Origin of the sequence: Bradyrhizobium daqingense (genome assembly GCF_021044685.1) — a bacterium.
In the GTDB taxonomy this organism is placed as follows: domain Bacteria; phylum Pseudomonadota; class Alphaproteobacteria; order Rhizobiales; family Xanthobacteraceae; genus Bradyrhizobium; species Bradyrhizobium daqingense.
Map to the genome: position 1 here is coordinate 1,127,123 of NZ_CP088014.1, position 26,687 is coordinate 1,153,809.

Here is a 26,687-nt window from a genome sequence, read left to right on the forward strand (position 1 = left end):
GTTCGACATGACAGCAATGACGGCTTCTCATCTGGTTTCGCGTTGGTCCGGTGCGCTCTGGTCGGGAGCTCTGGGCATCTGTGCCATCGTCGCCGTCATCCGCCCCGCCGAGGCTGAACCCCGCGCCGTCGTCGAACTATTTACGTCGCAGGGCTGCTCCTCCTGCCCGCCCGCGGACCAGATTATCGGGGATCTCTCCAAGGACCCGTCGATCATCGCGCTGAGCATGCCGATCGACTATTGGGACTATCTGGGCTGGAAGGACACGCTGGCGGATTCGCGCTTCTCTGCACGGCAGCGTGCCTATTCGCGCATGCGCGGCGACCGCGAGGTCTACACCCCGCAGGTCGTGGTCAACGGCTCCACCCATGTCATCGGCAGCGATCGTACCGGCATCGAGAATGCGATCGGCAAGACCGACAAGGGCCCGGGCGTGATGAGCGTGCCGGTGACGATGTCGCTCTCGGGCAAGCAGATCAACGTCTCGGTCGCCGCAAGCAAGGAGCCCACGGTCTCGCATGGCGAGGTCTGGATCTGCTCGATCGCCAAGTCGGTGCCGATTGCGATCACCCGCGGCGAAAATCGCGGACAGCAGGTCACCTACCACAACGTGGTGCGCAACGTGCTCAAGGTCGGCGACTGGACCGGCCGTCCGGAAAGCTGGACGGTGCCGATCGAGAACCTCACGCGCGACGGCGTCGACGGCGCGGTGGTCTATATCCAGGACGGCAGCCGGGAGAGACCGGGTCCGATGCTGGGCGCGGCGTACACGTCGTTGCACTGATTTTCAGAATTTTCCAAAGGCTCAGCTCTCGACCCTCATGGTGAGGAGCGCGCCCTTGCGCGCGTCTCGAACCATGGAAGGCCCCCGCTGCTGCAGCTCGGCCTTGATCCTTCGAGACGCCACGCAAATGCGCGGCCCTCAGGATGAGGGGAGAGAGTCGTCACGCGGATGAGACGGACGGCGCGTCGGCAGAAACATTCCGGCACAAACAAAAAAGGACCAACTTGCGTTGGCCCTCCTTGCCGTGCGTACAGACCCGATCCTGTTCGACCCCGGGGGGCTGGGGGCTGAGGAATCCGGAACCGAAAGGACCGGGTCAACGCACGTGAGTCTTATCGCAACGCAGGGCGGCGGGCGCTTGGCGGAAAAGCGGCGACACTATGATTCGTTCTAACGATCCCGTGACGGTTCGTCGCGACAGAGTTCCACTCCTGCGTGTGCCCGGATTCGCAGCCGATTCGATAGGTTGAATAAGGAGCCCCTTGCGGCCCGTAACGGTTGGCGCAATCATGCAATTGTCATGATCCCCCAGGGTTCCGGGACGGTTTCTTGGGACGCGGGTCATTGTGGTGCGATGAGGAGGCGCTTCCCATGAGCCTGATGTCGGAGGATGCCGATCCGAGCGAGCAGCGCGCGGCGGCTCGCCCCGCCGCTGCGACGGCGCAGCCGAACCGGGTGACGTTCAACCGGCTCGAGCTGCATCGTATTCTCAATCTCTACGGCCGCATGGTCGCGGACGGCGAGTGGCGCGACTACGCCATCGACTTCCTGAAGGACCGCGCCGTGTTCTCGGTCTATCGCCGCGCCTCCGAGGTGCCGATCTATCGCATCGAGAAGGACCCGCGGCTTGCGCGCAAGCAGGGCATGTACAGCGTGATCTCGGCGACGGGTCTGATCCTGCGCCGCGGCCATGAGCTCGAGCGCGTGCTGCTGGTGATCGACCGGAAGCTGGCGGTGGTGTGACGACTGTCTTGGAGCCCGGATGAGCGAAGCGACACCGGGAATCGTCTAGCACCGTTCCCGGGTATCGCTTCGCTCAGCCGGGCTACGAGAATTGCGGCGCCCTACTTCGCCGGCACCGTGGTCGCGCCCTCGCCGAGCTCGCGCTGCATCATCACCGTGTCGAGCCAGCGGCCGAATTTCAGGCCGACATTGGGATGCGTGCCGATCATCTTGAAGCCGCCCTTGGTGTGGACGCCGATGGAGCCGGCATTGGCGGAATCACCGATCACAGCGATCATCTGGCGGAAGCCGCGCGCCTCACATTCGACGATCAGCCGCTCCAAGAGCAGCGAGCCGACACCGCGGCGGTGGAAGGAGGGATCGAGATAGATCGAGTTCTCCACCGTGAAGCGATAGGCCGGCCTCGGCCGGTAGGCGCCGGCATAGGCATAGCCGGCCACGCGGCCGTCGAGCATGGCGACGAAATAGGGATAGCCGCCGTCGATCAGCGCGCGATAGCGGCGGGTCATCTCGGCAAGATCAGGCGGCTCCAGCTCGAAGGTCGCCGTGCCCTCGCGGACGGCCTGCTGGTAGATGGCGGTGATGGCGGGAAGGTCGGCCTCGGTCGCGGGCCTGATTTCGGGTGCGGACATGGCGGGAAGATAGCAGTGGCGGCGCGATGAGCAACGCGGTTTCCGCATACGTCCTGGCCGGGCTTGTCCCGGCCATCCACGTTCCTTGATCTGGATGCCAAGTTCGTGGATGCCCGGGACAAGCCCCGGCGTGACGGGAGTTATGAAACAAAAACCCCGGCCTCTCGGCCGGGGTTGACGTCGTTCACTCTGGTTTCGTGCTTACTCGCGCTGGCCGAGGAGCTGCAGGAGCAGCGTGAACAGGTTGATGAAGTTCAGGTACAGCGACAATGCGCCTGTGATGGCCGCACGCTCAGCGATGTCGCCGCCGGACGAGGCGTAGCCGTAGATGTAGTCGTTCTTCAGCCGCTGGGTATCCCAGGCGGTGAGGCCCGAGAACACCAGCACGCCGACCACCGACACGATGAACTGCAGCAGCGAGCTGGCCAGGAACAGGTTCACCAGGCTCGCGAGGACGATGCCGATCAGGCCCATGAACAGGAACGAGCCCATACCGGTCAGGTCACGCTTGGTGGTGTAGCCGTAGAGGCTGAGCGCACCGAAGGTCGCCGCGGTGATGAAGAACACCCGCACGATCGAGGTGTGTGTGAACACCAGGAAGATCGACGACAGCGAGATGCCCATCAATGCCGCGAACACCCAGAACAGGATCTGTGCGGTCGAGGGGGCGAGACGGTTGATGCCCGCCGAGATCACGAACACCATCGCCAGCGGCGCCAGCATGAACAGCCACTTGAGGGGGCTCACGAACATCGCGTAGCCGAACGGCGTCAGGAACAACTTGCCGACGCGGACGGATTCTGCCGTCGGAACGTCAGTCACGGCCGCCATGTAGACGCCGAGCGCAGCCAAGCCGGTGATGGCGAGGCCGATGCTCATGTAGTTGTAGATGCGCAGCATATATGCGCGCAGGCCGGCATCGACCGTCGCGGCGTCAACGCGCCCGGCGGCCCTGCCGAAAGGAGAAGCGTAGTTACGGTCTAGGTCCGACATGGTCGAATTCCCGTTGGTTGGCCCGGTCCGGCACGAGGGTCGCCATGCCGCCGGTTCGTCAAATCTATCTCGGATGCCGATGCCAGCCGACTAAATTTTGGCTCACAATCGGGGCTCCGAACCCACTCGATATGTGGGAAACTAACACATTCGCTGCAACCTTCCACGCGCGGCTGAATGTCGCCCTCGGCGGCGAATCCTGACGGGAAGCTGACGGGCAGTGGTGGTTAATCGCGAGAATCGTGCGATTCCGTGCCCACCCGCTACATTTTGTCACAAATTCCGCAACACCGTCGCGGGCTTTTTGTTCAACGCCAGCAGCGTGCCGGCGAGCCCGAGCCCGACGGTGACGACAAGCGCGGCCGCGACCACGCCGGCCGCGCTGCCGGCCTGCCAGACGAAGCTCAGCGTCATCAGCCGCGTCACGATCATCCAGGCCGCCACGCTGCCGGCGATCACGCCGAACAATGCGGTGGCGAGTCCGATCAGGAGGTATTCGAGCGCATAGGCGCCAAGCAGCCGCAGCCGCGTCGCGCCCAGCGTCTTCAGGATCACGGCGTCATAGACCCGGTGGCGATGACCGGCGGCGAGCGCCCCGCCCAGCACCAGGATCGCCGAGATCAGGGTCACGGCGCTGGCGCCGCGGATCGCGAGCGCCAGATTGGTCACGACAGAGCCGACCGTCTCCATCACCTCGCGCACGCGCACGCTGGTCACCATGGGATAGGCGTCGGCGACCTGCTTGATGATGCTGCCGTCGCCCGCGGCATGGCCGCCCGCTTCGGTCAGCGTCGCGATATGGGTATGCGGCGCGCCCTTGAATGCGTTCGGCGAGAACACCAGGACGAAATTGATGCCGAGCCCCTGCCAGTCGATGGTGCGGAGATTGCCGATTCGAGCCGGGATGTCGCGGCCGAGCACGTTGACCACGATCTCGTCGCCGAGCTTGAGGCCGAGACCGTCGGCGATCTTCTTCTCCATCGAGACCAGCGGCGGGCCGGAATAGTCGGCGTTCCACCATTCGCCCTCGACCACCTTGGAGCCTTTCGGCAGCTCGCTGGTATAGGTTAGCCCGCGGTCGCTTTGCAGCACCCATTCGGAATCGGTGGAGGGCTTGAGCTCCTCGGCGCGCAACCCCCGCGCGCCGACAATGCGGCCGCGCAGCATCGGCACGTCCTCGATCTTGGCGCCGGGGGCGATCTGGCGCAGATAGCCGTCGAACTGCTCGGCCTGCGTGCTCGGGATGTCGATGAAGAAGAACGATGGCGCCTGATCGGGTAGGGCTGCAAGGAATTGCCGGCGCAGATTGCCGTCGATCTGGGTGATGGTGACGAGCACGGCGAGCCCAAGCCCGAGCGACAACACGACCGAGGGCGTCAGCGCGCCGGGCCGGTGAATGTTGGCGATCGCCAGCCGCAGCATTGGCAGCTGCGAGCGCGGCAGCCGCCGCGCGATCGCCATCAGCAGGGCGGCAATGCCGCGGAGCAGGGCGAACACGACGATCGAGGAGGCCACGAACACCGCGGCGATGCGCTTGTCGAACGAGAGCCCGACCACGACCGCGATGAGGAGGACGATCACGATGGCCATGAAGACGAGATAGCCCGCGCGCGGCCGGTGCCATTCGGAGCTGACGGTGTCGCGGAACAGCGCGGCCACCGGCACGTCATGGACGCGGCCGAGCGGCCACAGGCCGAAGGCGAGCGCGGTGAGCAGGCCGTAGACGAAGGAGAGCGCGAGCTCCTCGGCATGCACGGCCGGCACCACCGGGAGCGGCAGAAGCTTGCCAAAGAGGCCGACGATGGCGAAGGGCATGGCGGCGCCGAGCGCGAGGCCGATCGCCGAGCCGATGGCGGCGAGCAGGAGGACCTGCGCGAGATAGATGCCGAACACGTCGCGGCCGGTGGCGCCGACGGCCTTGAACGCCGCGATCACCTCGAGCTTGCGGTCGATATGGCTCTTCACGGCATTGGCGACACCGACGCCGCCGACCAGCAGCGCGGCGAGGCCGACCAGCGTCAGGAACTGGGTGAAGCGGTTGATGTTGCGCTCGAGCTGCGGCGAGGCGTTGGAGCGGCTGCGGACCTCCCAGCCGGCCTGCGGCGCGGCATTGCGCGCGTCCGCGATGAAGCTCTCGGTGGCGCGCTCTCTGTTGGCGCCGTCAGGCAGCTTGACCCGGTAGACCCAGCGCACCAGGCTGCCGGGCTGGATCAGATCGGTGGCGCGCAGGCCCGCCTCGCTGATCAGGAGGCGCGGTCCGAAGCCGATGCCGCCGGCGAGCTTGTCCGGTTCGGCTTCGACCGTCGAACGGATCTGGAAGGTCGCCGAGCCGATGCTGACGCGGTCGCCGATCTTCAGCGACAGCCGCGTCAGCAGCGTCGGATCGGCGGCGGCCCCGAAGGCGCCGTCGCGCTCCGCGAGCAGGTCGGACATCACCAGCTGCGGCGCAAGCTTCAATTGGCCGAGCATCGGATAGGTGTCGTCGACCGCCTTCATCTCGACCAGCGCCAGCTTGCCTTCGGCCGAGCGCGCCATGCCGCGCAAGGTCGCGGCGGTCGACACGGTGCCGCGCGAACGCAGGAAGGCGACCTCGTCGGGCTTGGCCTCGCGCTGGAACAGCACGAAGGAGACGTCGCCACCGAGCAGGGTGCGGCCTTCGCGCGCGAGGCCGTCGGAGAGGCTCGCCGACACCGAGCCGACGCCGGCGATCGCCATCACGCCGAGCGCGATGCAGGCGATGAAGACGTAGAAGCCGCGCAGGCCCCCGCGCAATTCGCGCAGCGCGTAGCGCAGCGACAGCGCGACGCCGTTGGGCTTTTCGAACGGTTCGGCTGACGTGCTCATGCGGGCGCGGACTGGGTGTCGATGCGCCCGGAGCGCAGGCGGATGACACGATCGCAGCGATGCGCCAGCGAGGAATCGTGCGTCACCAGCACCAAGGTCATGCCGCGCTCGGCATGCTTGCTGAACAGGAGGTCGACGATCTGCTTTCCCGTGGCCTCGTCAAGATTGCCGGTCGGCTCGTCGGCGACGAGGATGGCGGGATCGGGTGCCAGCGCGCGCGCGAGCGCGACGCGCTGCTGCTCGCCGCCGGACAGCTGCGTCGGGTAGTGATGCAGGCGATCGCCGAGCCCGACCGATTGCAGTTCCTGCGCCGCGCGCTTTGCGGCATCCGGATTGCCGGCGAGCTCGAGCGGCACGGCGACGTTCTCCAGCGCCGTCATGGTCGGAATCAGATGGAAGGATTGGAAGACGATGCCGACCTGGCGACCGCGGAAGCGGGCCAGCGCGTCCTCGTCGAGAGCATTGAAAGGCGTGCCGGAGACCACTACCTCTCCGCTATCAGGACGTTCCAATCCTGCCATCACCATCAGCAGCGTGGATTTGCCTGAGCCTGACGGGCCGATCAGGCCGATCGTCTCGCTCCGGCCGACGCGCAGGCTGATGTCCTTGAGGATGTGAACGCGTGCCGCACCCGTGCCCAACGAGAGATTGACGTTGGAGATGGCGATGGTGTCCGCGATGTCTGCGGCGAGCGAAGAGGTTTCGATGCGAGTGTCCATGGTCCGGTCATATGGCAACTCCGCTGGCGCGGTCGAGAGGCGTTACGGATTGTTCATGCACATAGCCGTGTTGATGCTCGCTTTGATGACGCTTGCGCACCCCGCCTGGGCGGAGGCGGCGAAGCCGGTCAAGCTCGTCGTTCTCGGCGATTCCTTGAGTGCCGGCCTCGGCCTGCCGGCCCGTGAGGCATTCCCCCAAAAGCTTCAAAAAGCGTTGCAGGCCAAAGGCATAGCGGTCGACATGATCAATGCCGGGGTGTCCGGCGACACCACCTCCGGCGGCCGCGACCGGCTCGACTGGTCCGTGCCGGAGGGAACCGAGGGCGTCATCGTCGAGCTCGGTGCCAATGACGCGCTGCGCGGCCTCGATCCCGATGTGGCGCGCGCCGCGCTCACCGACATCATCCAGCGGCTCAAGGCGCGCAAGATCGCGGTGATGCTGTGCGGCATGCTGGCGCCGCCGAATTACGGCGCCGAATACGCCGCGCGCTTCAATTCGATTTATCCGGATCTGGCGAAGACATTCGACGTGCCGCTTTATCCGTTCTTCCTGGAGGGCGTCGCCGCCGATGCCAAGCTCAACCAGGCTGACGGCATTCATCCGACCGCGGCCGGTGTCGACATCATCGTCAGCAACATCATGCCCACGGTGGAGGCATTCCTTGGCACGATCGCTGGGCAACGGCGTTGAAACGCAGGCAGCGTTCACCGGTATTCCCAGGGATTTTCCGGGGTGAGGGTGCCTAAGCTTCGCAGAGTCACACAACTGCGATAGGAATTAGGGTACCGGTGATTCGTCGCCGGCTCTAATTTGGATATGATCCTGCTCAGGGGTCGTAGCCAAGCATCGGGAGTGCGAAACGATGCCGCGTTTGTTCACGGGTCTGGAAATTCCGGCCGAGATCGGCCAGTCGCTTTCCAACTTGAGGGGTGGCCTTCCCGGCGCCCGCTGGATCGATCCCGAAAATTATCACGTCACCCTGCGCTTCATCGGCGACATCGACGGCGTCTCCGCCAACGAGATCGCCTCGATGCTGTTTCGCGTCGACCGCAAGCCGTTCGAGGTGAAGGTGCAGGGGCTCACGAGTTTCGGCGGCCGCAAGCCGCGCGCGGTCGTCGCCACGATCGCACCGAGCAAGCCGCTGATGGAATTGCAGGCCGAGCTCGAACGCATGATGCAGCGGATCGGCCTCGATCCCGAGGGGCGCAAGTTCATCCCGCACGTCACGCTGGCGCGGCTGCACGATGCCACCGACCGCGACGTCGCCGACTATCTCTCGCTGCGCGGCTACTTCCCGAGCAAGGCGTTCATGGCGGAGCGGTTCGTGCTGTTCTCCTCGCGCGCATCGACGGGCGGCGGACCGTATGTGGTCGAGGACGCCTACGAGCTGTGTGAGTAACGCGTCATCCCTGCGGCGTCGCGCCTGCCCGGCGGACGTCGGTCTTCGCGAAGTCTTCGCCTTTGAACAGCAGTGGTTCGTTGCTCGTGATCGCGAGCGCGTAGGAAAAGCAGTCACCGTGGTTGAGCGATGCGGCGTGGTGTCCTTTGCCGTAGCGTCGCCAGGCGCGTCGCGCTGCATCGGCTTGCACGGTATCGACCGCCACGACCTCGGCGCCGATCTTCACGAGCCAGAGGTCGAACTCACGCCCGCCTGCATCACCCAGCCGCGTCTCGATCACCATCGTTGCTTCAAGCACTGTTGCCGCAGAGATCAGGCGGATCGGATCGTCCGCGATCAGCCGCTCGATATCGGCTGCATCGTTTTCGTTGAGTGCGATGGCCACGATCGCCGATGTGTCGATCACCATCAGCGCGGCAATCCGTGCTCGTCGTATCCGAGAATTTCCTCGGGCGTGCGATCGTCCAAGACTCGCATCTCACTCCAGCGCCGCCTGATCTCCGCCATGTCTTCGAGCAGCGCGTCCTTGCGAGTTTGACCGCCGAGCCGGCGCAATCGCTCCTCGATGGCGCGCTTGGTGGCAGTCGTGATGTTCTCGCCGGTCAATCGCGCGAGACTTCGCGCCAATTGCTCCGTTTCGGGGTCCTTGATGCTCAGCGCCATATCGAGGCTCCTTGGTTCCTTGCTAGGTATATTCTACCTGGCTGGATGACAAGATGGGAGCCGATGAAAAGGGCGACCGGGTCATTATGGTCGGGTTGGCCTGCAACGGATCTGTGAGTCGAAGAAACAGGCGCATGAGCCGTTGCGCCAATACGCAGTTGCAATTTCCCCCGGTCTCTGGCGGTAAAGGGCCATGCTCTCGACCCCCAGTTCCCCATTCAGCGAGGCCTATCAGGCCCAGATTGCCGACGGCGCGATCGAGCCCGACGCTGCACAGGCCGAGGTCGCCGAGGCCTATGCGGCGCTCGACCAGCGGCTCGCGGACTACAAGCCGCAGCGCAAGCAGGGTCTGCTCAGCCGCCTGTTCAGCAGCGACAAGGACGAGGCGCCGCGCGGGCTCTACATCCACGGCGAGGTCGGGCGCGGCAAGACCATGCTGATGGATCTGTTCTTCCAGCACTCCTCGGTCGAGCACAAGCTCCGCGCGCATTTCCACGAGTTCATGGCCGAGGCGCATGAGCGCATCTACGACTATCGCCAGAGCATCGCGCGCGGCGAGATCGCCGATGGCGACGTCATCGCGCTGACCGCGACTGCGATCTTCGAGGAGAGCTGGCTGCTGTGCTTCGACGAATTCCACGTCACCGACATCGCGGACGCGATGATCCTGGGACGTCTGTTCGCGAAATTGTTCGAGCTCGGCACCGTCGTGGTCGCGACCTCAAACGTCGCGCCGGAGGATCTCTACAAGGGCGGCCTGAACCGCTCGCTGTTCCTGCCCTTCATCAAGCAGATCACCGATCACATGGACGTCGCGCGGCTCGATGCGCGCACCGACTTCCGGCTGGAGAAGCTTCAGGGCGTGCCGATGTGGCTGACGCCGGCGGACAGCGACGCCGATGCGGCGCTCGACCGCGCCTGGTCGAAAATGTCGGGCAGCGCGAAATGCAAGTCGCGCGATATTTCGATCAAGGGCCGCATCCTGCACGTGCCGTGCTCGGCCCATGGCGTTGCGCGCTTTTCGTTCGCCGATCTCTGCGAGAAGCCGCTCGGGGCATCCGACTACCTCAGGCTCGCGCAGGATTATCACACCATCCTGGTCGACCATATTCCAGTGATGGACTCCTCCCAACGCAACGCCGCCAAGCGTTTCATCACGCTGATCGACACGCTCTATGACAATGCGGTGAAGCTGATGGCCTCGGCCGATGCCAACCCGATCTCGCTCTACCTCGCCCACGACGGCAATGAGGCGATGGAGTTCAAGCGGACCGCCTCGCGTCTGATCGAAATGAGCTCCAAATCCTATCTGGCGCTGGCTCACGGCCGCAAGGATTCCACCGCCAGCGGCTCTACCAAGGGCCTGGTCGAGACTTAAGTCCTATGCCAGCGCTGTCATTCCGGGGCGCGCGCAGCGCGAGCCCGGAATCCATACTCCCGATGGTGGTTATGGATTCCGGACCTGTGCGCATTCCGGAATGACAGACAAGATATGGCTGCTATCGCGCCAAGCCCGACAATTGGGCATCCACCGACTTGAACGGGGGGGGCGAAAGGGATAACCACCCTCTCAGTTTTCCCTCCTTACGTGTCTAAAGGACAGGTTCACATGGCGCGCGACAAGATTGCTTTGATTGGCTCCGGCCAGATCGGCGGAACGCTGGCTCACCTCATCGGCCTGAAAGAACTGGGCGACGTCGTGATGTTCGACATCGCCGAGGGCGTGCCGCAGGGCAAGGCGCTCGACATCGCGCAGTCCTCGCCGGTCGACGGTTTTGACGCGCACTATACCGGCGCGAACTCCTATGAGGCGCTCGACAACGCCAAGGTCTGCATCGTCACCGCCGGCGTGCCGCGCAAGCCGGGCATGAGCCGCGACGACCTTCTCTCCATCAACCTCAAGGTCATGGAGCAGGTCGGTGCCGGCATCAAGAAATACGCGCCCGACGCCTTCGTCATCTGCATCACCAACCCGCTCGATGCGATGGTCTGGGCGCTGCAGAAGGCCTCGGGCCTGCCGCACAAGAAGGTCGTCGGCATGGCCGGCGTGCTGGATTCGGCGCGCTTCCGCTATTTCCTGGCCGACGAATTCAACGTCTCGGTCGAGGACGTCACCGCCTTCGTGCTCGGTGGTCACGGCGACACCATGGTGCCGCTGGTGAAGTACTCCACCGTCGCCGGCATTCCGCTGCCCGACCTCGTCAAGATGGGCTGGACCTCGCAGGCCCGCCTCGATGAGATCGTCGACCGCACCCGCAACGGCGGCGCCGAGATCGTGAACCTGCTCAAGACCGGCTCGGCGTTCTACGCGCCGGCGGCGTCCGCGATCGCCATGGCCGAGAGCTATCTGAAGGACAAGAAGCGCGTGCTGCCTTGCGCCGCCTATCTCAACGGCGAATACAGCGTGAAGGACATGTATGTCGGCGTGCCGGTCGTGATCGGTGCTAAGGGCGTCGAGCGCGTCGTCGAGATCGAGCTCGCCGGCAAGGACCGCGAGGCCTTCGATAAGTCGGTCGGTGCCGTGCAGGGTCTGGTTGATGCCTGCAAGAAGATCGCACCCGATCTTCTCGGTCGCTAACCGCCAGCAACGCCCCGCCGGAGACCGAAAAACGGTCTTCGGCGGTTTCACTTCCGGCGCCCATTGACCGGGCGGGCCCCGGGTTCGACAGTCCAGAGATCTCGAAATCAAAGAAACCGTGTTGCAGTTCCTGTGGTATATGGTATGCCAGCCACAAGACTGAGGTGGGCCCTTGAGGTCACCGCCCGCGGGTTCAGGGAGCGACCATATGAATATCCATGAATATCAGGCCAAAGCGCTGCTGGGTGAGTTCGGCGTGCCGATCTCCAAGGGTGTGCCGGTCCTCAAACCCGCCGACGCGGAAGCCGCGGCCAAGCAGCTGCCCGGTCCGGTCTATGTGGTGAAGAGCCAGATCCACGCCGGCGGTCGCGGTAAGGGCAAGTTCAAGGAAGCCTCGGCCGGCGACAAAGGCGGCGTCCGCATCGCCAAGTCGGCCGCAGAGGTCTCCGAGTTCGCCAAGCAGATGCTCGGCGCGACGCTGGTGACGATCCAGACCGGCCCTGCCGGCAAGCAGGTCAACCGCCTCTACATCGAAGACGGCTCCGACATCGACAAGGAGTTCTACCTCTCGATCCTGGTCGATCGCGAGACTTCGCGTGTTTCCTTCGTCGTCTCGACCGAAGGCGGCGTCAACATCGAGGACGTCGCACACAACACGCCCGAGAAGATCGTCACCTTCTCGGTCGATCCCGCCACCGGCATCATGGGCCATCACGGCCGCACCGTTGCGAACGCGCTGAAGCTCTCCGGTGATCTCGCCAAGCAGGCGGAAAAGCTCACCGCGCAGCTCTATGCGGCGTTCATCGCCAAGGACATGTCGATGCTGGAGATCAACCCCCTGGTCGTGACCAAGCAGGGCCAGCTCCGCGTGCTCGACGCCAAAGTGTCGTTCGACGACAACGCGCTTTTCCGCCATCCCGAGGTGCTCGCGCTGCGCGACGAGACCGAGGAAGACGCCAAGGAAATCGAGGCGTCCAAGTACGACCTCAACTACGTCACGCTCGACGGCAACATCGGCTGCATGGTCAACGGCGCCGGTCTTGCCATGGCGACGATGGACATCATCAAGCTCTACGGCATGGCGCCGGCGAACTTCCTCGACGTCGGCGGCAGCGCCAGCAAGGAAAAGGTCGCGGCCGCGTTCAAGATCATCACTGCTGATCCCAACGTGAAGGGCATCCTGGTCAACATCTTCGGCGGCATCATGAAGTGCGACGTGATCGCCGAAGGCGTCACGGCTGCGGTTCGTGAAGTCGGCCTCAGCGTGCCCCTGGTGGTCCGCCTCGAAGGCACCAATGTCGAGCTTGGCAAGAAGATCATCCGCGAATCCGGACTGAACGTGGTGCCTGCCGACAATCTCGACGACGCCGCGCAGAAGATCGTGAAGGCCGTCAAGGGAGGCTAAGGCCATGGCCCAGGACCATCTCGCCGCATCATCTCCGCTCCCCGAGCACGCGCGTCTTTCCGCGTTCGCCGGCGAATGGGATGGCGAAGAGGTGGTCTTCCCGTCGCGCTGGACGGCGGGCGGGCCGGCGACTTCGCGCACCGTCGCGCGCATGGACCTGAACGGGTTCTACCTGATCCAGGACAGCGTCCAGATGCGCGACGGCAAGCAGGTCTTCGCCACCCACGGCATCTTCAGCTTCGACCGCGACGACCGGACCTACAAATTGTTCTGGTACGATTCGCTCGGCTACACGCCGCCCTCGCCCGCCTCCGGCGGCTGGGTCGGCAAGACCCTGACGCTGGTGCGCGGCTCGCTCCGCGGCAATGCGCGCCACGTCTACGAGATCATCGACGACAATTCCTACTCGTTGAAGATCCAGTTCTCGCCGGACGCGGAAGGCTGGGCCGACGTGCTCACCGGCGTCTACCGCCGCATCCACTGACCTCTCACTCGTTAGTTCGCGAAAGCAGATCTCATGTCCATCCTGATCGACAAGAACACCAAGGTCATCTGCCAGGGCTTCACCGGCAAGAACGGCACCTTCCACTCGGAGGCCGCGATTGCCTACGGCACCAAGATGGTCGGCGGCACCTCGCCAGGCAAAGGGGGCTCGACCCATCTGGGCCTGCCGGTGTTCGACACCGTGCGCGAGGCGCGTGAAAAGACCGGCGCCGACGCGTCGGTGATCTACGTGCCGCCGCCGGGCGCGGCGGACGCGATCTGCGAAGCCATCGACGCCGAGGTCCCGCTGATCGTCTGCATCACCGAGGGCATTCCCGTCGTCGACATGGTGCGCGTCAAGCGCTCGCTGCTCGGCTCCAAGTCGCGCCTGATCGGGCCGAACTGCCCGGGTGTCATGACCGCCGGCGAATGCAAGATCGGCATCATGCCCGCCAACATCTTCAAGACCGGCTCGGTCGGCATCGTCTCCCGCTCCGGCACGCTCACCTATGAAGCCGTGTTCCAGACCTCCCAGGAGGGCCTTGGCCAGACCACCGCGGTCGGCATCGGCGGCGACCCGGTCAAGGGAACCGAGTTCATCGACGTCCTCGAAATGCTGCTGGCCGACCCCAAGACCGAATCCATCATCATGATCGGCGAGATCGGCGGTTCCGCCGAGGAGGATGCCGCCCAGTTCCTCAAGGACGAGGCCAAGCGTGGCCGCAAGAAGCCGATGGTCGGCTTCATCGCCGGTGTCACCGCACCTCCCGGCCGCCGCATGGGCCATGCCGGCGCGATCATCTCGGGCGGCAAGGGTGATGCCGGTTCCAAGACCGAGGCGATGAAATCGGCTGGAATCACGGTGTCTCCGTCGCCGGCACGCCTCGGCCATACGCTTGCCGAAAAGTTGAAGAGCTAATTCACTTCTTCGTGCTTTTCCGGGCGAAGTTTCGGAGCAAATAGGGTAAATGGTGCCAATCGCGTCGGGCCTCTGCCGGGGAGCCCGACGCCAGCGCCGTTTGTTATGCGCGAACCGAAATCGCCAGGAACTCAAGTATGTCTCGCCAAGACGCGAACGCAGCCTTTGCCCTCTCCTCCTTTTTGCAGGGCACCAACGCCACCTACATCGACGAAATCTACGCCCGCTACGAGAAGGACCCGTCCTCGGTCGACGCCGAGTGGCAAGAGTTCTTCAAGAGCCTGAACGACCAGCCCGGTGACGTCCGGAAGAATGCCGAGGGCCCGTCCTGGGAGCGCGACAACTGGCCGCTGACCCCGCAGGATGACCTCACCTCCGCCCTCGACGGCAATTGGGCCGAGGTCGAGAAGGCGGTCGGCGGTAAGATCGCCGCCAAGGCGCAGGCCAAGGGGGCGGGGCTCTCCTCCGCCGATTTGCTGCAGGCGACGCGCGACTCCGTCCGCGCCCTGATGCTGATCCGCTCCTACCGCATGCGCGGCCACTTCCACGCCAAGCTCGATCCGCTCGGCATCGAAGCCCAGCGCAACCGCGAAGAGCTCGATCCGCGCACCTACGGCTTCGTTGAGGCCGATTTCGAGCGCAAGATCTTCCTCGATCACGTGCTCGGCCTCGAATACGGCACGCTGCGCGAGATCACCGCGATCTGCGAGCGCACCTACTGCCAGACGCTCGGCGTCGAGTTCATGCATATCAGCAACGCCGCGCAGAAGGCCTGGATCCAGGAGCGCATCGAAGGACCCGATAAGGAGATCTCGTTCACCCGCGAAGGCCGTCGCGCCATCCTGATGAAGCTGGTCGAGGCCGAAGGCTTCGAAAAATTCTGCGACACCAAGTTCACCGGCACTAAGCGCTTCGGCCTCGACGGCGGTGAAGCGCTGATCCCCGCGCTCGAGCAGATCATCAAGCGCGGCGGCAATCTCGGCGTGAAGGAAATCGTGCTGGGCATGCCGCATCGCGGCCGCCTCAACGTTCTCACGCAGGTGATGGGCAAGGCGCACCGCGCACTGTTCCACGAGTTCAAGGGCGGCTCGGCCAATCCCGACGCGGTCGAAGGCTCCGGCGACGTCAAATATCACCTCGGCGCCTCTTCGGACCGCGAGTTCGACGGCAACCGCATCCATCTGTCGCTGACCGCGAACCCCTCGCATCTTGAGATCGTCGATCCCGTGGTGCTCGGCAAGGTGCGCGCCAAGCAGGACCAGCACGGTGATCCCCCGGACATGCGGATCTCCGTCATGCCGCTGCTGATGCATGGCGACGCCGCGTTCGCTGGTCAGGGCGTGGTCGCGGAATGCTTCGGCCTGTCGGACCTGAAGGGCTACCGCACCGGCGGCTCCGTGCACTTCATCGTCAACAACCAGATCGGCTTCACCACCTATCCGCGTTATTCGCGTTCGTCGCCGTACCCGTCGGACGTCGCGAAGATGATCGACGCGCCGATCTTCCACGTGAACGGCGACGATCCGGAAGCCGTCGTGTTCGCCGCCAAGGTCGCGATCGAGTTCCGGCAGAAGTTCCACAAGCCGGTCGTCATCGACATGTGGTGTTATCGCCGCTACGGCCACAATGAGGGCGACGAGCCCGCGTTCACCCAGCCCGTGATGTACAAGCGGATCGCGGCCCATCCCTCGACCCTCACTCTCTACTCCAAGCGCCTGATCGCTGAAGGCGTGGTCACCGAGGGTGAGGTCGACAAGCTGAAGGCCGACTGGCGCGCGCGGCTCGATGCCGAGTTCGAGGCCGGCACCTCCTACAAGCCGAACAAGGCCGACTGGCTCGACGGCAAATGGTCCGGCTTCAAGATCGCTGACCAGGAAGAGGACGCGCGCCGCGGCGTCACCGGCGTCGACCTGCCCATCCTCAAGGACATCGGCCGCAAGATCACCAAGGTGCCGGATGGCTTCCGCGTCCACCGTACCATCCAGCGCTTCCTGGAGAACCGCTCGAAGGCGATCGAGAGCGGCAACGGCATCGACTGGGCGACCGGCGAGGCGCTGGCGTTCTGCACGCTACTCAACGAAAACCACCATGTCCGCCTGTCCGGACAGGATTCGGAGCGCGGCACCTTCTCGCAGCGCCATTCGGTCCTGATCGACCAGGAGGACGAGAGCCGCTACACGCCGTTCAACCATCTCGGTCACGAGCAGGGCCATTACGAGGTCATCAACTCGCTGCTGTCGGAAGAGGCCGTGCTCGGCTTCGAATACGGCTATTCGCTCGCCGAGCCGAACACGCTGACGCTGTGGGAAGCCCAGTTCGGCGACTTCGCCAACGGCGCGCAGGTCGTGTTCGACCAGTTCATCTCCTCGGGCGAGCGCAAATGGCTGCGCATGTCCGGTCTCGTCTGCCTCCTGCCGCACGGCTATGAGGGCCAGGGACCGGAGCACTCCTCGGCGCGCCTAGAGCGTTACCTGCAGATGTGCGCGGAAGACAACATGCAGGTGGTCTATCCGACCACGCCGGCGAACTACTTCCACGTGCTGCGCCGGCAGCTGCATCGCGAGATCCGCAAGCCGCTGATCGTGATGACGCCGAAGTCGCTGCTGCGTCACAAGCGGGCGGTGTCGCGCCTCGACGAACTCGCCAAGGGCACGACCTTCCACCGCATCCTCTATGATGACGCCCAGATGCTGCCGAACGAGGCGATCAAGCTCGTCCCCGACGAGAAGGTGCGCCGCATCGTGCTGTGCTCCGGCAAGGTCTATTACGACCTCTACGAGGAGCGCGAGAAGCGCGGCATCGACGACATCTATCTGATGCGCGTCGAGCAGCTCTATCCGGTGCCGCTGAAGGCGCTGGTGGCCGAGCTGTCGCGCTTCAAGAAGGCCGAAGTGGTGTGGTGCCAGGAAGAGCCCCGCAACATGGGCGCCTGGCACTTCATCGAGCCCTATCTGGAATGGGTGCTGAACCAGGTGAACGGCGCGAGCCGGCGTCCGCGCTATGTCGGCCGCGCAGCTTCCGCCGCGACCGCCACGGGTCTGATGTCCAAGCATCAGGCGCAGTTGAAGGCGTTCCTGGACGAAGCACTGAGCTGAACTTTTTGACGCTGTCATGCCCCGCGAAGGCGGGGCATCCAGTACTCCGCGGCTTCGTTTTTATCACGAAGGTCACGGAGTACTGGATTGCCCGCCCCCGTGCGCAAGTGCGCACCAGGCGGGCAATGACGTATGAATTCATGACCGCACCGGCGATCCCTAAGGACAAAGACCATGACTGAAATTCGTGTGCCGACGCTCGGCGAATCCGTCACCGAGGCCACCATCGGCCGCTGGTTCAAGAAGGCCGGCGATCCCGTCGCCGTCGACGAGCCCTTGGTGGAGCTCGAGACCGACAAGGTCACGATCGAGGTCCCCGCGCCCTCCGCGGGCACGCTGAGCGAGATCATTGCCGCCGATGGCGCCACCGTTGCGGTCGGTGCGCTGCTCGGCCAGATCACCGACGGTGCCGGCGCGGCCAAGCCCGCCGCGGCGCCCGCCAAGCCCGCCGCTGCTCCGGCACAAGCTGCGGCTCCCGCGCCGGCCCCGGCCGCTGCGAAGGCGCCGCCCGCTGACGCGCCCCTTGCTCCGTCAGTGCGAAAGCTCTCCGCCGAGAGCGGCGTCGATGCTTCCACCGTTCCGGGCTCGGGCAAGGACGGCCGCGTCACCAAGGGCGACATGTTGGCTGCGATCGAGCGCGCGGCCTCGGCGCCGACGCCGGTCAACCAGCCCGCCGCTGCCGTGCAGGTGCGTGCGCCGTCGCCGGCCGATGACGCCGCCCGCGAAGAGCGCGTCAAGATGACCCGCCTGCGCCAGACCATCGCCCGCCGTCTCAAGGACGTGCAGAACACCGCGGCCATGCTTACGACCTTCAACGAGGTCGACATGACCAACGTCATGGCGCTGCGGGCGCACTACAAGGACGCATTCGAGAAAAAGCATGGCGCCAAGCTCGGCTTCATGGGCTTCTTCACCAAGGCCGTCGTGCAGGCGCTGAAGGACATTCCGGCGGTCAACGCCGAGATCGACGGCAGCGATCTGATCTACAAGAACTATTACCACATCGGCGTCGCCGTCGGCACGGACAAGGGCCTGGTTGTGCCTGTCGTCCGCGACTGCGACCACAAGTCGATCTCCGACATCGAGAAGGGCATCGCCGATTTCGGCCGCCGCGCCCGTGACGGCCAGCTCAAGATCGACGAGATGCAGGGCGGCACCTTCACCATCACCAATGGCGGCATCTACGGCTCGCTGATGTCGACCCCAATCCTGAACGCGCCGCAGTCCGGCATCCTCGGCATGCACAAGATCCAGGAGCGGCCGATGGTCGTCGGCGGCAAGATCGAGGTCCGCCCGATGATGTATCTGGCGCTGTCCTATGATCACCGCGTCATCGACGGCAAGGAAGCCGTCACCTTCCTGGTTCGCGTCAAGGAGAGCCTGGAAGATCCGGCGCGCCTCGTGCTCGATCTCTGATCCCTGCTGCATTGCGAGCGCCGTCGCCATGCGCGGCGGCGCGTGTCGAACCATGGAGGCGCGCGTGACGGATAAGGTCGTTGTCATCACCGGCGGCAGCCGCGGCATCGGGCGGGCGACGGCGCTTGCAGCGGCCGCGCGCGGCTATCGTGTCGTGGTCGGCTATGCCAGCAACAAGAAGGCGGCCCACGAGGTCGTCGCGCAGATCGAGGCGAGCAACGGCAAGGCCGTCGCGGTGAAATGCGATGTCGCCGAAGAGCGCGACATCATCGACCTGTTCAAGGAGGCCGACAAGTTCGGCACCCTCGGCGCGCTCGTCAACAATGGCGGCATCGTCGGCACCAGCGGCGTGCGCGTGGACGAGATGTCGGCCGAGCGCATCCAGCGCGTGCTGGCGGTCAACGTCACCGGCTCCATCCTCTGCGCGCGCGAGGCCGTCAAACGCATGTCGACCAAGCACGGCGGCAAGGGCGGCGTCATCGTCAATCTGTCGTCGGTTGCGGCCAAGTTAGGTGCCCCCAACACCTACGTCGATTATGCCGCCTCCAAGGGCGCCATCGATTCCTTCACCACCGGCCTCGGCTATGAGGTTGCAAACGAAGGCATTCGCGTCGCGGGCATTCGCCCGGGCTTGATCGATACGGAAATTCACGCCTCGGGCGGCGAGCCCGACCGGCATCACCGTCTCGCCCATATGGTGCCGATGAAGCGCGTCGGCACCGCCGATGAAATCGCCAATGCCATCCTCTGGCTGATGTCGGACGAGGCGTCCTACATCACCGCAGCCACTCTCGATGTGTCCGGCGGACGCTGACGCGCCGGCGGTCGCCGACACATCCTCATCACGTTAAACTCACGGGACTTTCTCTCATGGCTACCTACGATCTCGTCGTCATCGGCACCGGACCGGGCGGTTACGTCTGCGCGGTGCGCGCAGCCCAGCTCGGCATGAAAGTCGCCGTGGTCGAAAAGAACGCAACCCTCGGCGGCACCTGCCTCAATGTCGGCTGCATGCCCTCGAAGGCGCTGCTGCACGCCTCCGAAATGTTCGAGGAAGCCGGGCACTCCTTCGCCAAGATGGGCGTCAGCGTCTCGGCGCCGAAGCTCGAATTGCCGGCGATGATGAACTTCAAGCAGCAGGGTATCGACGGCAACGTCAAGGGCGTCGAGTTCCTGATGAAGAAGAACAAGATCGACGTGCTCAAGGGCACCGGCAAGATCTTGGGCACCGGCAAGGTCGAAGTGTCCGCCGACGGCAAGTCTCAGACGATCGAGACCAAGAACATCGTCATCGCCACCGGCTCGGATATCGCGCGCCTCAAGGGCATCGAGATCGACGAGAAGCGCATCGTCTCGTCGACCGGCGCGCTGTCGCTGGACAAGGTGCCCGGCAAGCTGCTGATCGTCGGCGCCGGCGTGATCGGTCTCGAGCTCGGCTCGGTGTGGAAGCGCCTCGGCGCCGAAGTCGTCGTGGTCGAATTCCTCGACCGCATCCTGCCCGGCATGGACGGCGAGATCGCCAAGCAATTCCAGCGCATCCTCGAAAAGCAGGGCTTTGCGTTCAAGCTCGGGGCCAAGGTTACGGGCGTCGATACTTCCGGCAAGGCGCTGAAGGCGATGGTCGAGCCCGCCGCCGGCGGTACTGCCGAGACGCTGGAAGCCGACGTCGTTCTCGTCTGCATCGGCCGCGTGCCCTACACCGACGGGCTTGGTCTGAAGGAAGCTGGCGTTGCGCTCGATGCGCGTGGTCGCGTGCAGATCGATCCGCATTTCGCCACCAGCCTGAAGGGCGTCTATGCCATCGGCGACGTCGTCGCGGGCCCGATGCTTGCGCACAAGGCCGAGGATGAAGGCGTTGCGGTCGCTGAGATCATCGCAGGCCAAGCCGGCCACGTGAATTACGATGTCATTCCGGGCGTCGTGTATACCACGCCTGAGGTCTCCTCCGTCGGCAAGACCGAGGAGGAACTCAAGCAGGCAGGCGTTGCCTATACGGTCGGAAAGTTTCCGTTCACCGCCAATGGCCGTTCCAAGGTCAACCAGACCACCGACGGCTTCGTGAAGATTCTCGCGGATGCGAAAACCGATCGCGTGCTGGGCGTGCACATCATCGGCCGCGAAGCCGGCGAAATGATCCATGAAGCCTGCGTTCTCATGGAATTTGGCGGCAGTGCGGAAGATCTCGCGCGCACCTGCCACGCCCATCCGACCCGCTCGGAGGCTGTCAAGGAAGCCGCGCTTGCGGTGGGCAAGCGGGCCATCCATATGTAACCACGCACCCAGCACCGGAACCGGCGGGAAACAAATGCTGCGCCGCCTTCTTCAACCGCTCTGGGTCCTGCTGGCGATCGTCTTCCTGATCGAAGCCTGGCTGTGGGACCATCTCGAGCCGATCGTTGCCAAGGTCGTCGCAGCCATCCCGCTGGCGCGCTTCAAGCAATGGCTGACGGAGCGCGTCGATTCGCTGTCGCCGGCCATGACGCTGCTCGTGTTCGCGGCGCCGGTCATCCCGCTGTTTCCGCTCAAGCTGGTCGGCCTCTGGCTGCTCGCGCACGAATACTGGACCAGCGCCGTCTTCACCATCGTGTTCGCGAAACTGATCGGCGTCGGCGTCACCGCCTTCGTGTTCGACGTGACGCGGGCCAAGCTGCTGGAGATGCATTGGTTCGAGCGGCTCTATGATCTGGTGCTGAAGGTGCGCGCCAAGGCCGCCGCGTTGGTCGATCCCATCAAGCGCCGCATCCGCGAGCTGATCGCCGGCAACGGCGAGGGCTGGTCGTCACGTACGCTGCGTCTGATCCAGCGCTTCAGGAAGAGCGTGCACGAGGCGCGGTGAGCTCGGTCTCGTAGCCCGGATGAGCGTAGCGACATCCGGGTCTCTGCGCGCGGTTCCCCGCATATCGCTTCGCTCATGCGGGCTACGAATCCATCACCGTCACCGTGAGGTCGCCGCTTCTTCAGCGGCCCTCGCACCTCAGGATGACGGATTTGATGTCGATGCTCCGGGCCGCATCACCCTCAATGCAAATGCAGCAGATGCGGCCACCACAGGCCGAGCGCGGTCATGATCAGGCCGGCGATCGTCAGCACGCCGCTGACATAGGCCAATGCGAGCATGCCAGTGATGATGGTGGCCGATGCCAGCACGATGCCGATCTGGAATGCGGCCGAGGCCAGCTCGAAATGATGGTATTTCGCGGTTGCTTCGTCGCGCGCGTGCTCGGCGTGCTTGGCCTTGTCCGCGAGCTGCTCGGTGCCTTCGCCGGTCTCCGGCTCGGAGCGGTAGCGCTGCGCGGTCTTGGTCCAGTCGTCGACCTGCTTCTGCACCGCCGCCTTCATGGCGTCGTCGCTCGTGCCGCCCAGCGTCAGCTTGCCCTGCTCGGCCGCGGTCAGCACCACGGTGCGGCGAATGCTCTTGGCCTGGAAGAACGCCCAGAGATTGGCGGCCTCGACGTTCTTGCTGATCGATTCGGTCTGCGCCCCCTTGCCGAGCGTCTCCGAGATCGCAAGGAACAGCGCCAGAACGGCAATCAGGAGCGCGATCTTCTTGTTCGAGCCGGACGCGTGTTCGGCGTGCTCGGCATGCTCCATGCTTTCATGTGCGCCCATAAATCTCTCCTGACTGTTTACCAACGATTGACCGAACCGCGCGGCAGGCGCAAGTGCCAAGCACCCTGGCAAATGCAATTAAGGGTTTCCCGCTCGGGCTGCTCTAATTCTGTTACATGACAACAGCGGAATTCATTGCAGCCTGCGTCTGGCCTTCCGTCCTGGTCTGTGCGTTTGCACTGCTGAAGGCCCGCAACACCGCGGCCTTTCCGTACGTCGGCAAGATCGTCTTCGCGCTCGGCCTGACCTATATCGTTCTGTTGCCGCTTTATGACAAGAGTTCGATCATCGCAGTCAATGACCTTCATATATTTATGGTCGTCATGGGCCTGATGACGGCGGGGGCGCCGCTGTGGCAACTTCCGCTTTACGGCTCTTGGCGGGACAAGGCGAAAGCGCTCGGCTCGACAATTCTGATCGCGGTGCTCGGGTGCGGCGTTGCATGGTACGCGGGACGGATGCTGTTTCTCGATCACTTGACGCCCCGAATCGTGATCGAAGGCCTTGTCGAGCGTGCCTGGAGGTCAAGTGGCAGCCGCAAGGCGGATTATCTCGTCCGCATCGCAAACGAAACGGTCAAGACTACAGAGCCGCTCTATGAGCGCCTGCAGAAAGGCAGGTCGAGGGTCCGCGTCGAGGTCGGACGCGGCTCGAACTATGTCTACGATATCGAGTATCTCTCCGACTGAGCTGCTATCGCCGCGGATGCGCGCTGGCATAAACCTCCAGCAACCGCTCAGAATCGATGCCGGTATAGATCTGCGTGGTCGACAGCGAGGAATGGCCGAGCAATTCCTGGATCGCGCGCAAGTCGCCGCCGCGCGAGAGCAGATGCGTGGCGAAGGAATGCCGAAGCGCGTGCGGCGTCGCGCTGTCGGGGAGGCCGAGCGCGCCGCGCAGCCGCTCCATCGCGAGCTGGATGATGCGCGGGCTCAGGGGTCCCCCGCGCACGCCGACGAAGATCGGTCCTTCGGCCGGCAGCGGATACGGGCACATCGCAACGTACTCCTGCACCAGCTCCAGCACGTTCTGCAGCACCGGCACCATGCGCGTCTTGTTGCCCTTGCCTGTCACGATCAGCACGTCGCCTTCGCCGGGCCGCGGCACCTCGCGGCGCTTCAAGCCGAGCGCTTCGGAGATACGCAGGCCCGAGCCATACAAGAGCGCCATCACCGCGGCATCGCGGGCCAGGATCCAGGTCTCGCGTTCCTCGCCGGCGCGCTCGTCGGCATCGGCAAGGCGTTTGGCTGAGGCCATCGGCAACGGTTTCGGCAACGACTTGGCAACCTTGGGCGCGCGGATCGCGGAGAGCGCGCCGACCTTCCCCTTGCCTTCGCGCTCCAGAAAGCGGCCGAAGGAGCGCAGGCCCGCCAGCGCGCGCATCAGGCTGCGGCCGGCAATGTCGTCGGCCCTGCGCATCGCCATGAAGGCGCGCACGTCGGTCGCCTCCAGCGCCGCGAACCGTGCCAGTGTCACGCGCTCGCCCCAATGGCTGCAAAGGAAATCCAGGCATTGCCGCAGGTCGCGGCCATAGGCCTCCAGCGTCTTCGGCGACAACCGCCGCTCGGCGCCGAGATGCGACAGCCAGCGCGCCATCTCCTGCGCGATCGAGGGATCGGCGCTGGCGAGCTCGATGTGAGGTGCGGCGGCTTTGCTCATGCGCTCTGGACGGATTGATTCCGCTCAGTATATCGCATCACACCCGTTTACTGTTCGCTAAGGCTGCCCCGGGGCGCTAGCCTTGACATGGCAGGTTCCGATTCTCCCTTCAAAAGACTGTTGATGGATCATTCGTCGCGCAGCACGACCCCTTCCGCCAACGCGACCCGCATGGTCGACGTGCTGGTGCCGGTCGCGCTCGACCAGACCTATTCCTACAAGGTGCCGCGCGGCATGGAGCTGAAGGCCGGCGATCTCGTCGGTGTGCCGCTCGGCCCCCGCGAGGTGCTGGCCGTGGTCTGGGGCGAAAATGCCAACCCCGATCCGCGCCTGCACAATCGCCTCAAGGAGGTCAGCGAGAAGCTCGATGTCCCGCCCCTCAAGCCCGAGCTGCGTTCGGTGGTCGACTGGGTCGCCAATTACACGCTGAGCCCGCGCGGCATGGTGCTGCGCATGTGCCTGCGCATGGGCGAGAATCTCGGCCCCGAGCGGGTGCGCCCCGGCGTGCGCCTGGTCGGGGATCCCCCCAAGCGCCTGACGCCGGCGCGTCAGCGCGTGATCGCCGTGCTGTCGGACCGGCTGCTGCACGGCAAGTCCGAGGCCGCCAAGGAGGCCGGCGTCTCCGCCGGCGTGATCGACGGTCTCGTCGACGAGGGCACCCTCACGGTCGAGCCGATGCCGCCGCCGGCGCCGCCGCCCGCCCCCGATCCGGAGTTCGGCCGCCCGGATTTTTCGCCGCTGCAACGTGCCGGCGTCGATGCGATGCGCGCGCTCGCGGCCAACGGCACCTTCCACGTCGCGCTGCTTGACGGCGTCACCGGCTCGGGCAAGACCGAGGTCTATTTCGAGGCCGTTGCGGAAACCATCCGTCGCGGCAAGCAATCGCTGATCCTGATGCCGGAGATTGCGCTCACCGGCCAGTTTCTCGACCGCTTCGCGCAACGTTTCGGCGTGCGGCCGATCGAGTGGCATTCGGAGCTGACGCCGCGCACCCGCGCGCGCAATTGGGCGGCCATCTCCGCAGGCAGCGCGCCGGTCGTGGTCGGCGCGCGCTCGGCGTTGTTTCTGCCTTACGCCAATCTCGGCCTCATCGTGGTCGACGAGGAACACGATCAGGCCTACAAGCAGGACGAGGGCGTGCATTATCACGCCCGCGACATGGCGGTGGTGCGCGCGCATATCGCCAAGATTCCGATCGTGCTGGCCTCGGCCACGCCCTCGGTCGAGTCCGAGGTCAATGCGCGCAAGAACCGCTATCAGCGCATTGCGCTGCCCTCGCGGTTCGGCGGCCAGCACATGCCGCATATCGAGGCCATCGATCTGCGCCGCGAGCCGCCCGCGCGCGGCCGCTTCATCTCGCCGCGGCTTGCGGGCGAGATCAAGACTGCGATCGAGCGGCGCGAGCAGGCGCTGTTGTTCCTCAATCGCCGCGGCTATGCGCCGCTGACGCTGTGCCGCGCCTGCGGCCATCGCTTTGCCTGCACCATCTGCGATGCCTGGCTGGTCGATCATCGCTTTCGCCAGCGCCTCGTCTGTCATCATTGCGGCTTCTCGATGCCGCGCCCGCATCTCTGCCCGCACTGCTCGGCGGAGGAATCGCTGGTCGCGGTCGGGCCCGGCGTCGAACGCCTGCAGGAGGAGGCGGCGGCGCTATTCCCGGATGCGCGCACCATGGTGCTGTCGAGCGATCTCATCACCTCGATCGAGACGATGCGAAGCGAGCTTGCCGAGATCGCGGAGGGCCGGGTCGACATCATCATCGGCACGCAGCTCGTCGCCAAGGGCCACAATTTTCCGCGGCTCAATCTGGTCGGCGTGGTCGATGCGGATCTCGGCCTCAGCAACGGCGATCCGCGCGCGGCTGAACGCACCTGGCAATTGCTCAACCAGGTGATCGGCCGCGCCGGCCGCGAGCAGGGCCGCGGCGTCGGCTACCTCCAGACCCACCAGCCCGACCATCCCGTGATGAAGGCGCTGATCGCCTGCGACCGGGAGGCTTTCTACGACAGCGAGATCGATCTGCGCGAGAAGACGCTCTATCCGCCGTTCGGCCGGCTCGGGAGCCTGATCATCTCCGCCGGCGATCGCCCGACCGCGGAAGGTTTCGGCCGCAAGCTTGTTGCGCTCGCGCCGCGCGACGAGCGCGTGGTGGTGCTCGGCCCGGCAGAGGCGCCGCTCGCGGTGATCAAGGGCCGCTACCGCTTCCGCATCCTGGTCAAATCGGCGCGCGGCTTCGATCTGTCGGAATACTTACGCAACTGGCTCGCGGCGTGCCCGAAGACCACGGGCAATCTGAAGCTGGAAGTCGACGTCGATCCGCAGAGCTTCTTGTAGAGGGTCCGACTGCTCTCTCCACGTCATTGCGAGCGAAGCGAAGCAATCAAGAATCCCTCCGATGAAGCAGTCTGGATTGCGTCGTCGCTACGCTCCTCGCAATGACGCCGGGAGAGCGGTGCCTATCCTCCCTCTCGTGCCACTGCAGAGCCGGGACAGGCGCTGCAACAAAAAAGCCCGCGGTCCCCCAA

At 64.9% G+C, this 26,687-nt stretch carries 24 protein-coding genes; 16 read left to right on the forward strand and 8 right to left on the reverse strand.

Going from position 1 to position 26,687, the window contains the following annotated elements; translation table 11 throughout:
* The first annotated feature begins 7 nt into the window (after positions 1-7).
* Together LPJ38_RS05225 and LPJ38_RS05230 are read left to right on the forward strand one after the other, a co-directional pair.
* Complete coding sequence (locus LPJ38_RS05225) at positions 8-784, forward strand: DUF1223 domain-containing protein (RefSeq protein WP_145630243.1); 777 nt, start codon at positions 8-10, stop codon at positions 782-784.
* A gap of 591 nt (positions 785-1,375) precedes the next feature.
* Positions 1,376-1,747: a DUF2794 domain-containing protein gene (locus LPJ38_RS05230; protein ID WP_145630242.1), complete on the forward strand. Its 372-nt coding sequence runs from the start codon at positions 1,376-1,378 to the stop codon at positions 1,745-1,747.
* Between the two features lie 101 nt (positions 1,748-1,848).
* Here the strand turns inward: LPJ38_RS05230 and LPJ38_RS05235 are convergent, their stop codons facing one another.
* The 4 genes from LPJ38_RS05235 to LPJ38_RS05250 all read right to left on the reverse strand — a co-directional run bounded on the left by LPJ38_RS05235 (position 1,849) and on the right by LPJ38_RS05250 (position 6,935).
* Positions 1,849-2,379, reverse strand: a complete 531-nt coding sequence (locus LPJ38_RS05235) for a GNAT family N-acetyltransferase (protein ID WP_145630241.1) — start codon at positions 2,377-2,379, stop codon at positions 1,849-1,851.
* 201 nt (positions 2,380-2,580) lie between these two features.
* Positions 2,581-3,372 (reverse strand): Bax inhibitor-1/YccA family protein, encoded by a 792-nt coding sequence (locus LPJ38_RS05240; RefSeq protein ID WP_145630240.1) that lies wholly within the window; start codon positions 3,370-3,372, stop codon positions 2,581-2,583.
* 273 nt (positions 3,373-3,645) lie between these two features.
* Positions 3,646-6,216 carry an ABC transporter permease gene (locus tag LPJ38_RS05245; RefSeq protein WP_145630239.1) on the reverse strand — a complete coding sequence of 857 codons (2,571 nt, stop codon included), beginning with the start codon at positions 6,214-6,216 and terminating at the stop codon, positions 3,646-3,648.
* Entirely contained in the window at positions 6,213-6,935 is a 723-nt protein-coding gene (locus tag LPJ38_RS05250; protein ID WP_145630238.1) for an ABC transporter ATP-binding protein, read from the reverse strand. Before LPJ38_RS05250 ends, LPJ38_RS05245 begins: the two co-directional genes overlap by 4 nt.
* Positions 6,936-6,990: 55 nt before the next feature.
* Between LPJ38_RS05250 and LPJ38_RS05255 the strand changes: the two genes are divergently transcribed.
* Both LPJ38_RS05255 and thpR read left to right on the forward strand, forming a co-directional pair.
* The gene (locus tag LPJ38_RS05255; RefSeq protein ID WP_167520326.1) at positions 6,991-7,626 is read left to right on the forward strand and encodes an arylesterase; all 636 of its coding nucleotides are present in this window, start codon (positions 6,991-6,993) and stop codon (positions 7,624-7,626) included.
* Between the two features lie 172 nt (positions 7,627-7,798).
* A complete protein-coding gene (gene thpR / locus LPJ38_RS05260; RefSeq protein ID WP_145630236.1) occupies positions 7,799-8,335 on the forward strand; it encodes an RNA 2',3'-cyclic phosphodiesterase in 537 nt (178 codons plus the stop codon).
* Between the two features lie 4 nt (positions 8,336-8,339).
* On the opposite strand, the gene LPJ38_RS05265 is transcribed toward thpR, so the two are convergent.
* Entirely contained in the window at positions 8,340-8,744 is a 405-nt protein-coding gene (locus LPJ38_RS05265; protein WP_145630235.1) for a type II toxin-antitoxin system VapC family toxin, read from the reverse strand.
* Entirely contained in the window at positions 8,744-8,998 is a 255-nt protein-coding gene (locus tag LPJ38_RS05270) for a type II toxin-antitoxin system VapB family antitoxin (protein WP_145630234.1), read from the reverse strand. The genes LPJ38_RS05265 and LPJ38_RS05270 overlap by 1 nt, the downstream gene beginning before the upstream one ends.
* 193 nt (positions 8,999-9,191) lie before the next feature.
* Here LPJ38_RS05270 and zapE point away from each other — a divergent pair, with 193 nt between their 5' ends.
* The 10 genes from zapE (at position 9,192) to LPJ38_RS05320 (ending at position 21,730) form a co-directional block, all read left to right on the forward strand.
* On the forward strand, positions 9,192-10,376 hold the full coding sequence (gene zapE / locus LPJ38_RS05275) for a cell division protein ZapE (protein WP_145630233.1): 1,185 nt from the start codon (positions 9,192-9,194) through the stop codon (positions 10,374-10,376).
* Between the two features lie 231 nt (positions 10,377-10,607).
* Positions 10,608-11,576, forward strand: coding sequence for a malate dehydrogenase (mdh, locus tag LPJ38_RS05280; protein ID WP_025032846.1), 969 nt, complete (start codon positions 10,608-10,610; stop codon positions 11,574-11,576).
* Between the two features lie 208 nt (positions 11,577-11,784).
* Entirely contained in the window at positions 11,785-12,981 is a 1,197-nt protein-coding gene (gene sucC / locus LPJ38_RS05285) for an ADP-forming succinate--CoA ligase subunit beta (RefSeq protein ID WP_145630232.1), read from the forward strand.
* Between the two features lie 4 nt (positions 12,982-12,985).
* Positions 12,986-13,465 carry a DUF1579 family protein gene (locus LPJ38_RS05290; protein ID WP_145630231.1) on the forward strand — a complete coding sequence of 160 codons (480 nt, stop codon included), beginning with the start codon at positions 12,986-12,988 and terminating at the stop codon, positions 13,463-13,465.
* Positions 13,466-13,498: 33 nt separating this feature from the next.
* On the forward strand, positions 13,499-14,383 hold the full coding sequence (sucD, locus tag LPJ38_RS05295; protein ID WP_145630230.1) for a succinate--CoA ligase subunit alpha: 885 nt from the start codon (positions 13,499-13,501) through the stop codon (positions 14,381-14,383).
* Positions 14,384-14,520: 137 nt separating this feature from the next.
* Positions 14,521-17,478 carry a 2-oxoglutarate dehydrogenase E1 component gene (locus LPJ38_RS05300; protein ID WP_145630229.1) on the forward strand — a complete coding sequence of 986 codons (2,958 nt, stop codon included), beginning with the start codon at positions 14,521-14,523 and terminating at the stop codon, positions 17,476-17,478.
* Between the two features lie 174 nt (positions 17,479-17,652).
* Positions 17,653-18,894 (forward strand): 2-oxoglutarate dehydrogenase complex dihydrolipoyllysine-residue succinyltransferase, encoded by a 1,242-nt coding sequence (gene odhB / locus LPJ38_RS05305; RefSeq protein WP_145630228.1) that lies wholly within the window; start codon positions 17,653-17,655, stop codon positions 18,892-18,894.
* Positions 18,895-18,946: 52 nt separating this feature from the next.
* Entirely contained in the window at positions 18,947-19,708 is a 762-nt protein-coding gene (locus LPJ38_RS05310) for an SDR family oxidoreductase (protein WP_145630227.1), read from the forward strand.
* Positions 19,709-19,764: 56 nt separating this feature from the next.
* A complete protein-coding gene (gene lpdA / locus LPJ38_RS05315) occupies positions 19,765-21,165 on the forward strand; it encodes a dihydrolipoyl dehydrogenase (protein ID WP_145630226.1) in 1,401 nt (466 codons plus the stop codon).
* A 34-nt stretch (positions 21,166-21,199) separates the two neighbouring features.
* Positions 21,200-21,730: a hypothetical protein gene (locus LPJ38_RS05320; protein ID WP_145630225.1), complete on the forward strand. Its 531-nt coding sequence runs from the start codon at positions 21,200-21,202 to the stop codon at positions 21,728-21,730.
* Between the two features lie 182 nt (positions 21,731-21,912).
* Here the strand turns inward: LPJ38_RS05320 and LPJ38_RS05325 are convergent, their stop codons facing one another.
* A complete protein-coding gene (locus tag LPJ38_RS05325; RefSeq protein WP_145630224.1) occupies positions 21,913-22,503 on the reverse strand; it encodes a DUF4337 domain-containing protein in 591 nt (196 codons plus the stop codon).
* 116 nt (positions 22,504-22,619) lie between these two features.
* On the opposite strand from LPJ38_RS05325, the gene LPJ38_RS05330 reads away from it, so the two are divergent.
* Complete coding sequence (locus LPJ38_RS05330) at positions 22,620-23,192, forward strand: hypothetical protein (protein WP_145630223.1); 573 nt, start codon at positions 22,620-22,622, stop codon at positions 23,190-23,192.
* Between the two features lie 4 nt (positions 23,193-23,196).
* Here the strand turns inward: LPJ38_RS05330 and LPJ38_RS05335 are convergent, their stop codons facing one another.
* A complete protein-coding gene (locus LPJ38_RS05335; RefSeq protein WP_145630222.1) occupies positions 23,197-24,162 on the reverse strand; it encodes a tyrosine recombinase XerC in 966 nt (321 codons plus the stop codon).
* A gap of 123 nt (positions 24,163-24,285) precedes the next feature.
* On the opposite strand from LPJ38_RS05335, the gene LPJ38_RS05340 reads away from it, so the two are divergent.
* Positions 24,286-26,496, forward strand: a complete 2,211-nt coding sequence (locus tag LPJ38_RS05340) for a primosomal protein N' (protein ID WP_145630221.1) — start codon at positions 24,286-24,288, stop codon at positions 26,494-26,496.
* Positions 26,497-26,687: the final 191 nt, after the last annotated feature.

What these genes read in the sequence shown, in the direction of transcription:
- LPJ38_RS05320 (WP_145630225.1), top strand. Translation starts at nt 21,200, where the DNA reads ATGCTGCGCCGCCTTCTTCAACCGCTCTGGGTCCTGCTGGCGATCGTC.
- LPJ38_RS05335 (WP_145630222.1), bottom strand. Translation starts at nt 24,162, where the DNA reads ATGAGCAAAGCCGCCGCACCTCACATCGAGCTCGCCAGCGCCGATCCC.
- odhB (WP_145630228.1), top strand. Translation starts at nt 17,653, where the DNA reads ATGACTGAAATTCGTGTGCCGACGCTCGGCGAATCCGTCACCGAGGCC.
- sucD (WP_145630230.1), top strand. Translation starts at nt 13,499, where the DNA reads ATGTCCATCCTGATCGACAAGAACACCAAGGTCATCTGCCAGGGCTTC.
- LPJ38_RS05290 (WP_145630231.1), top strand. Translation starts at nt 12,986, where the DNA reads ATGGCCCAGGACCATCTCGCCGCATCATCTCCGCTCCCCGAGCACGCG.
- LPJ38_RS05240 (WP_145630240.1), bottom strand. Translation starts at nt 3,372, where the DNA reads ATGTCGGACCTAGACCGTAACTACGCTTCTCCTTTCGGCAGGGCCGCC.
- LPJ38_RS05225 (WP_145630243.1), top strand. Translation starts at nt 8, where the DNA reads ATGACAGCAATGACGGCTTCTCATCTGGTTTCGCGTTGGTCCGGTGCG.
- LPJ38_RS05235 (WP_145630241.1), bottom strand. Translation starts at nt 2,379, where the DNA reads ATGTCCGCACCCGAAATCAGGCCCGCGACCGAGGCCGACCTTCCCGCC.
- mdh (WP_025032846.1), top strand. Translation starts at nt 10,608, where the DNA reads ATGGCGCGCGACAAGATTGCTTTGATTGGCTCCGGCCAGATCGGCGGA.
- LPJ38_RS05265 (WP_145630235.1), bottom strand. Translation starts at nt 8,744, where the DNA reads ATGGTGATCGACACATCGGCGATCGTGGCCATCGCACTCAACGAAAAC.
- zapE (WP_145630233.1), top strand. Translation starts at nt 9,192, where the DNA reads ATGCTCTCGACCCCCAGTTCCCCATTCAGCGAGGCCTATCAGGCCCAG.
- lpdA (WP_145630226.1), top strand. Translation starts at nt 19,765, where the DNA reads ATGGCTACCTACGATCTCGTCGTCATCGGCACCGGACCGGGCGGTTAC.
- LPJ38_RS05325 (WP_145630224.1), bottom strand. Translation starts at nt 22,503, where the DNA reads ATGGGCGCACATGAAAGCATGGAGCATGCCGAGCACGCCGAACACGCG.
- LPJ38_RS05255 (WP_167520326.1), top strand. Translation starts at nt 6,991, where the DNA reads ATGCACATAGCCGTGTTGATGCTCGCTTTGATGACGCTTGCGCACCCC.
- LPJ38_RS05270 (WP_145630234.1), bottom strand. Translation starts at nt 8,998, where the DNA reads ATGGCGCTGAGCATCAAGGACCCCGAAACGGAGCAATTGGCGCGAAGT.
- LPJ38_RS05340 (WP_145630221.1), top strand. Translation starts at nt 24,286, where the DNA reads ATGGATCATTCGTCGCGCAGCACGACCCCTTCCGCCAACGCGACCCGC.
- LPJ38_RS05300 (WP_145630229.1), top strand. Translation starts at nt 14,521, where the DNA reads ATGTCTCGCCAAGACGCGAACGCAGCCTTTGCCCTCTCCTCCTTTTTG.
- LPJ38_RS05230 (WP_145630242.1), top strand. Translation starts at nt 1,376, where the DNA reads ATGAGCCTGATGTCGGAGGATGCCGATCCGAGCGAGCAGCGCGCGGCG.
- LPJ38_RS05245 (WP_145630239.1), bottom strand. Translation starts at nt 6,216, where the DNA reads ATGAGCACGTCAGCCGAACCGTTCGAAAAGCCCAACGGCGTCGCGCTG.
- LPJ38_RS05330 (WP_145630223.1), top strand. Translation starts at nt 22,620, where the DNA reads ATGACAACAGCGGAATTCATTGCAGCCTGCGTCTGGCCTTCCGTCCTG.
- LPJ38_RS05310 (WP_145630227.1), top strand. Translation starts at nt 18,947, where the DNA reads ATGGAGGCGCGCGTGACGGATAAGGTCGTTGTCATCACCGGCGGCAGC.
- LPJ38_RS05250 (WP_145630238.1), bottom strand. Translation starts at nt 6,935, where the DNA reads ATGGACACTCGCATCGAAACCTCTTCGCTCGCCGCAGACATCGCGGAC.
- sucC (WP_145630232.1), top strand. Translation starts at nt 11,785, where the DNA reads ATGAATATCCATGAATATCAGGCCAAAGCGCTGCTGGGTGAGTTCGGC.
- thpR (WP_145630236.1), top strand. Translation starts at nt 7,799, where the DNA reads ATGCCGCGTTTGTTCACGGGTCTGGAAATTCCGGCCGAGATCGGCCAG.